The organism is Hungatella sp. (assembly GCF_046966825.1).
Genome location: NZ_JBKVCZ010000212.1, coordinates 1 through 7,288, shown reverse-complemented (window position 1 = coordinate 7,288; position 7,288 = coordinate 1). Strand labels below are relative to the sequence as shown.

The window sequence follows — 7,288 nt, the reverse complement described above, 5'->3', positions numbered from 1 at the left end:
CCTTTCCTATAGCGGAATCGTTTTAAATGGCCTGACGCTGGACAATTTATTTGTGGAGCCAGCCACCCATCAGATCTACTTATACGGCGGATGGTGGTTCGCCGGATATCAGAACGGAACGATGAGCGGAATCTCCGCGGACGCAAGGAAATGCATCTACAGGAAATACCTGGAGAGCAAGCGATGCCATTTCTCCACGGACTTGGAATCGCTGCGTCTTGCGGCGGCAAAGCTGCTGGGATGCGAGACGAGGGAGGCGGTGGAAGGCCTTCTGACTCTGCCGGAACCGTTCCGGGAATTCTTGCTGGAGCCGGCAGCAGGCAGTGCCGGAAGCGATTTTGCCGAGTGGGACAGAGTGCTGGAGGCCTCGTACGGGGAACGGAAATTCATTCCCCTTCCCGTCACGGATGAGGAAATCTACAGCTAGTACTGCGTATTATCATGGCAGTATACCGGAATAAAAGATCTATCACATATGCAGGAGGAAACAGTATGGGACACGGAAGTTACCAGAGTAAGGATTGGAATAATTTAAGATCAGCAAGAAACATCAACCAGAATTCCACGGTGAACGATATCTACCGTTCCAGACAGATGAGACCGAACCTGGACCCCAACGGGGTGAAATACCGGGAATCTTGTGATTCCATGGACAATCCGGCGTCCACCGCAATCATTTTCGGGCTGGATGTGACGGGCTCCATGGGATACTTATCGGAGGAGATCGCCAAGGGCGCCTTAAACCGCACCATGCTGGAGATCTATGAGAAGGTGCCCGTTACGAACCCGCATATTATGTTCCAGGCCATCGGGGACTCCAAGACGGATGATGCGCCTCTCCAGGTGACCCAGTTCGAGGCGGATATCAGGATTGCGGAACAGCTCTTGGATGTCTGGTTCGAGGGACGGGGCGGCGGCAACGGCGGGGAGTCTTACCTGCTTTCCTGGTATTTTGCGGATAAGCATACGAAGATTGACTGCTATGACAAACGCGGAGAAAAGGGATTTTTATTTACCATAGGCGACGAGAGGTGCCATAAGATTCTGACGAAGGCGGAGATCAAGCGCGTGTTCGGGGATCTGGCTTTCCGGGATTACAGCGCCGAGGCCCTCTATGAAAAAGCCTCCCGCAGATATGAGATTTTCCATATTGTGATGAAGGCCGGAGCCTGCAAGGCACAGAACAGCGGGGAAGACTGGAAGCAGCTGATCGGATCCCGGGCCGTAGAGCTGGATCCGAACGATCTGGATGTGCTTCCAGAGGTCTTTGTCAGCCTGATGCAGGCGGCCAGAGGCATGGAGACAAAGGCAATTACCGCACAGTGGAGCGGAAAGGCCGCGGACGTGGTTGCGGAGATTATAAAAGGAATCAGAAAAGAAGAGGGAGAGGGCTTCCTGACATTTTGATATGGGTGATTACGGGAAAGAGATAAAAGCGGTTGTCGGCAAGAATTTTGGCGACGAGGGAAAGGGAAAATGCGTGGACCTCCTCTGTGCTGAGGCCATGGAACAGGGAAAAAAGGCTGTTGTAGTGCGCCATAACGGCGGCGCGCAGGCGGGCCACACGGTGGAAGGGAAAAATTTCCGGTTTGTATTCCACCAGTTGGGGAGCGGCTGCTTCAGAGAGACGCCGTTTTACTGGAGTGAGACATTTCTCCCCGATCTGGTAAAGCTGGGGGAGGAGGCGGAAGCGTTTGAACGGATACGCGGTGACAACGGGGCCGGACATGACGCGGTGGCCGTCTATGCCAGCCCGGACTGCGTCTGTGTGACCGTCTTTGACGTGCTGCTGAACAGTCTGGCGGAGGAGCTTCGGAGGGAGGCGCGCCACGGCTCCTGCGGCATGGGGATCTATGAGACAGTCCGCCGTGCCAGGTCGGTTACGGGCGGCGCAGTGACCTTCCGTCTCGGTGATCTGGAGGGAAAAAGCACGGAGGAGATTGCCGGGATGTTGAAAAGGATCCGGGACTGTTACGTACCCGGACGACTGGAGGAAATATGCAGGGAGCTGGAGGGCGGTCCGGAAGCGCCCTTTGACCGGGACAGGCTGTGGGAGCATGAGTGGTTCCGTCTTCTGCGTGATGACAATGTGCTCTGGAACGCGTCAGATCTGATGCGGGAAAATTTTAACCGTTACGTCATCACGGCAGGTCCCAGCCAGGTTCTGGAGCCGTTCGATACGGTGATCTGCGAAGGCGCCCAGGGGCTTTTGCTGGACGAGGACAATGCGGAGTACTATCCTCATTTGACGCCGTCCCACACGGGACTGTTCAATGTGAGCCGCCTTCTGGCATCGGCGAGAATCGAGCCTGTATCGCTGGACGTCCGCTATGTGACACGGTCCTACGTGACGAGGCACGGCGGAGGGCGGCTGGATCATGAATGCCGCAAAGAGGAGATCAATCCCTTCATGCAGGACTTAACCAATCTGCCTAATCCCTGGCAGGGAGAGCTGCGTTTTGCAAAGCATCCTGACGTGAGCGGGTTCTTTGCCCCGCTGGAAATGGATCTGGGGAATTTACCCGCACGGCTTAAGAAGTGCCTGTGTGCGCGGATCGAGGTGACCCATCTGGATGAGACAGACGGGCGGATTCTGTGCTGCGGCCGCCCCCGGGAACTGGAGGAGTTTCAAAAAGAATGTGAGAACATGGGGAAGGAAGTGCTATGTTTCAAAATATAAAAGAAATCTGGTTGACAATCTCTCTGAAGCGGAAGATCGGCTCTTTCGCCGTCATGGTAATTCTGGTCATGGGGCTTTCCGTGGCCTTTAATATTCGTATTATGGATTTCTCTCTGGGCAGTTTCAATGTCATTCTCGACGATAATTCACGGTGTCACGATTTCCAGGAGGCGATGGAACTGGAAATAAAAGCGTTTGAAGTGTATGTGAGAGACCGTACACAGGAAAACAGGGATGAGTACGTCCTGGCCTGCGTCAGGTCGGAGCGGTGCCTCCGCTCCCTGCCCTTCGACTATGAGCGGATCGGTGAGGAACGGTATGCCAGGACCTGGAATGTGAAGAACGGTTATGAGGGGTACTGCACGGCCCGCGATCAGCTACTGGAGATGGATTCCGGCTCTGAGGACTTTATTCCCCGTCTGTACGAAATTTATGATATGCAGTCTTACATTCAGACCTACGCCAGAAGACTGGTGCAGGTAACCCTGAAAGAGGGAAATGCGACCTACCAGGAGAAGGTTCCGGTGTTCTACCAGCTGCCGTATCTGATCCTTCTGTTCTCCGCTGTTATGATGGTGGTGGCTTTATGTCTGACGAAGCTGCTGTCCAGCACCCTGATCGATCCGCTGGTCAAGCTGGCCCACACTTCCAGAAAGATCGCCAGAAATGATTTCAGCAGCAAGGACATAACCGTTGAAAATAAAGATGAGATGGGGGAACTGGTCAGCGCCTTCAACAAGATGAAGCACGCCACGGAGGGGTATATCAACACCCTGAAGGAGAACAACGAGATGGCCGAGCTTCTCCACAAGGAGGAGCTGGAGAAGATGGAGATGGAGAAACGTCTGGCCGCCACGCGGCTGGAGGTGCTGAAGAGCCAGATCAATCCCCATTTCCTGTTCAATACATTAAATATGATTGCATGCACGGCAAAGCTGGAGGAGGCGAAGACCACGGAGCGGATGATCGCCAGCATGAGCAACCTGTTCCGGTATAATTTAAAGACATCGGAGCAGATTGTGCCGCTGGAGCAGGAACTGAAGGTGGTGGAGGATTACATGTATCTTCAGCAGATGCGTTTCGGCAGCCGGATCGGGTATGAGTGCCGGATCGATGTGGATGCCAGGCGGGTGATGGTCCCGGCCTTCACGCTGCAGCCGGTGGTGGAAAATGCCATTATCCACGGCCTGTCACGGAAAGAGCAGGGCGGAAGGGTCTTTTTAAAGGTGTGGAAGGACGGAAACAGCGTGATAATCTCCGTGGCCGACACCGGCCTGGGAATGGACGAGGAGACGCTGGAGGAACTGGTGACCGCGCTGAAGAACAGCCACACGGCAAAGGTGGGAATCGGCCTGGGCAATATCTACCAGCGGATTCAGACCATGTACCAGAACGGCGGCCTGAGAATTTACAGCAAAAAGGGGCGGGGAACCGTCATTCAGATGACAATACCGCAGGAGGAAATATGAGTATGTACCGTGTATTAATCGCAGATGATGAAATGATTGAGAGAAAGGTTCTCTATAAGACGCTTACGGAGAATCTGGGGGACCAGTGCACGATTTTCCAGGCCGAAAACGGGCGGGAAGCCCTGCGGGTCTATGAAGAGGAGAAGATTCAGATCGCCATCTTAGACATCGAGATGCCGGGAATCAACGGAATCGAGGCCGCGCAGAAGATCCGGGAGCAGGATGGGGACTGCTGTATTATTTTCCTGACCGCTTTTGATGAGTTTGCCTATGCCAGAAGCGCTATTACGGTCAGGGCGCTGGACTACCTGTTAAAGCCGTATGACGAGCAGGAGCTGATGCTCGTCCTGGAGGAGGCCATGCGGCTGACCGAGGCGCGGATGGGAGAGAAAGCCGTGAAAGAGCAGATGGCTGCAGGGACGTATTCCGGTACCGGATCAGACGGCAGATCTGCCTCCGTGACGGCCGGAGGCGGCGCGGAAGCTTCCAATATGGCCGGACGTAGCGGAGGCGGCGCGGTCGCTTCCAGGGATGAGGGAGAGGATTTCAGCAGCATCCGCCTGTCCAGAGTGGCAGAAATCATCGACAAATATATCCATGAGAATTACATGTTTGATATATCCATGCAGGACATGGCCAGGATGATGAATTATTCGGAGGCTTATTTCTGCAAGCTGTTCAAACAGTGCTTCCATAAAAATTTTACATCCTACTTAACCGAATTCCGTGTCGCGGAGGCGAAGAAGATGCTGGAGGAGCCGACGGTGAATGTAAAAGAGATTGGGAAAGCGGTCGGATATGCGGATTCCAATTACTTCGCAAAGGTTTTCAAACGGATTACAGGCCAGAGCCCCACGGAATACCGTATGGTTATTTTTCAAAGAATGTAAAGAACGTGTTAAGAAGACGTTTGTACGAAGTGCATAAAGAAAAACAAAATATAGGTTAAAATAATACTATGATTCACAATTATTTACCGTTTTCAGGGAAAAGAAATCCTCTTATAATGAATTTAACGTAAAGAAAACGTTAAGAAACACACTAAAATGTAAAAAGAGTGTTAAGAGGAGGAATTGTGACATGAAGAAAAGATTTTTGAGCACAGTATTATGCGCGGCAATGGTAGCGGGTTCCCTGGCGGGCTGTGGGTTAAAGACACCGGAGACGACAACGGCGGCGCCGGCACCTGAGACCACTACGGCAGCGGCGGCTGAGGAGACGAAGGCAGCAGAGGAGACCTCCGCGGCGGCAGAGGCTTCCAACACGCCGGAAGTAACACTTGTTTATGCCGAGGTAAACCCGTTAGACACCATCGTCGGACAGATGGCAACCGCGTTCAAGGAGAAGGTAGAAGAGCTTTCCGGCGGGAAGATCGCCATCGACATTCAGGCCAGCGGTGTTCTCGGTTCTGAAAACGATGTCCTCGACACCATGCTGGGCGGCGGCGGAACCATCGACATGTCCCGTATCTCCGCGTTCGCTTTGACAAGCTACGGTGTGGAAAAATCCGTACTTCTGTCTATTCCGTATACATTTGTAAACCGCGACCATTTCTGGAATTTCGCCAACAGTGACCTGGCGCCGGAATTCCTCATGGAACCGCATGACAACAATCTGGGAGTAAGGGGCTTATTCTACGGCGAGGAAGGCTTCCGCCATTTCTTTACGGTAAAAGAGATCAGCGGCCTGGAAGACTTAAAGGGCATGAAGTTACGAGTATCCAACGACCCGATTATGAACGGTATGGTTCAGGGCCTGGGCGCCAATCCAACCGTTGTTTCCTTTAACGAACTGTATTCCGCTCTTCAGACTGGCGTTGTAGACGGTGCGGAACAGCCGATTGCAAACTACAAGTCCAATGCGTTCCAGGAAGTTGCGCCGAACTTAATCCTTGACGGCCACACCCTTGGCGCGGTTCAGGTTATCATCACAGACGAAGCATGGGATAAGCTGACAGAAGAGCAGCAGAACATCCTGATGGAAGCAGGAAAATACGCATCTGATTTCAACAGAAAGATCTCCGAAGAGGCAGAGAACAAGGTCCTGGATGAGCTGAAGGCAGAAGGCATCAATGTCATTGAAGTGCCGGATATCACCCCATGGCAGGAAGCCTGTAAGGATATCATCGATTCCTCTACAGCAGACAACAAAGAACTGTATCAGAAGATTCTCGATATGAAATAAACTCATAAATTGTTGCTGCAATGGAAACGGGCACAGAGGAAGATTCTTGTTACGCCTCTGTGCCCCGTTCGTTACGGGGCATGTGCGCGGAAGTGTGCATGCGGCCGTATTGGAAAGGGGATCAAGATGCCGGGTATTTTTAATAAAATTGATAAGATTAAACCTGCCTACGATGCCACCTATCAGTCTGTCATGTTCTTATGCAAGCTGCTTCTGGTCGTGGATATCCTCATTACCACCATGTCTGTAATCGGGAGGTACGTTCCGTTTATTCCGGATCCGGCGTGGAGTGAAGAGGTGGTTTTAACCTGTATGTCTTATATGGCGGTGCTTTCGGCTGCCCTCGCAATCCGGAGAGGCGCCCACATCCGCATGACGGCTTTCGACTCGTATCTGCCGAAAAATGTCGTAAAATTTTTAGATTTACTCTCTGACGCGGCCGTTCTGGCCCTGGCGTTGATCATGATTTTTGTCGGTTGGAAGTATGCCAGGGGAATCGGCTCCAAGGGTTCCTATGTAAGTATGCCGAAGATCTCCAGATTCTGGATGTATTTTCCGGTTCCTTTAGCGGGGGTGGCCATGCTGATCTTTGAACTGGAGGCCGTATACAATCACATCAAGAGCTTTTTCGTAAAGGAGGCGGACCAGTCATGAGTGGAGAAACATTAGCAATTGTCGTTTTACTTGTCAGCTTTTTTGTCATGGTTTTTCTGCGCTTTCCGATTGCCTACGCGGTGGCGCTTTCCTCCGTGTTCTGTCTGCTTTCTCAGGGCCTTCCGCTGACGACCATCTGCCAGCAGATGGTAAAGGGAATCAGTTCCTTCAGCCTCATGGCGGTTCCGTTCTTTATCACCATGGGCTGTCTGATGGGCTCCGGCGGTATTTCGGAGAAGCTGATCGCGCTGGCCAACGCCTGCGTCGGATGGATGCGCGGCGGCATGGCAATGGTAAATAT

General features: G+C 52.6%; 7 protein-coding genes and 1 pseudogene. All 8 read left to right on the top strand.

Features of this window, described 5'->3' with window-relative positions:
- Positions 1 to 427, top strand: a pseudogene (locus tag ACLTD4_RS32185) (hypothetical protein); the annotation flags it as partial.
- 65 nt (positions 428 to 492) lie between these two features.
- Positions 493 to 1,407, top strand: coding sequence for a hypothetical protein (locus ACLTD4_RS32180; RefSeq protein WP_055653231.1), 915 nt, complete (start codon positions 493 to 495; stop codon positions 1,405 to 1,407).
- A 1-nt stretch (position 1,408) separates the two neighbouring features.
- Positions 1,409 to 2,680 carry an adenylosuccinate synthetase gene (locus tag ACLTD4_RS32175; protein ID WP_117621990.1) on the top strand — a complete coding sequence of 424 codons (1,272 nt, stop codon included), beginning with the start codon at positions 1,409 to 1,411 and terminating at the stop codon, positions 2,678 to 2,680.
- Complete coding sequence (locus ACLTD4_RS32170) at positions 2,665 to 4,149, top strand: sensor histidine kinase (RefSeq protein WP_117621991.1); 1,485 nt, start codon at positions 2,665 to 2,667, stop codon at positions 4,147 to 4,149. Before ACLTD4_RS32175 ends, ACLTD4_RS32170 begins: the two co-directional genes overlap by 16 nt.
- Positions 4,150 to 4,151: 2 nt before the next feature.
- Entirely contained in the window at positions 4,152 to 5,039 is an 888-nt protein-coding gene (locus tag ACLTD4_RS32165; protein ID WP_117621992.1) for a response regulator, read from the top strand.
- A 190-nt stretch (positions 5,040 to 5,229) separates the two neighbouring features.
- Positions 5,230 to 6,333 carry a TRAP transporter substrate-binding protein gene (locus ACLTD4_RS32160; RefSeq protein WP_117621993.1) on the top strand — a complete coding sequence of 368 codons (1,104 nt, stop codon included), beginning with the start codon at positions 5,230 to 5,232 and terminating at the stop codon, positions 6,331 to 6,333.
- A gap of 126 nt (positions 6,334 to 6,459) precedes the next feature.
- Entirely contained in the window at positions 6,460 to 6,987 is a 528-nt protein-coding gene (locus ACLTD4_RS32155) for a TRAP transporter small permease (protein ID WP_002604977.1), read from the top strand.
- The coding region (locus ACLTD4_RS32150) for a TRAP transporter large permease subunit (protein WP_412331892.1) at positions 6,984 to 7,288 on the top strand (305 nt) is incomplete at its 3' end. The genes ACLTD4_RS32155 and ACLTD4_RS32150, both read left to right, overlap by 4 nt.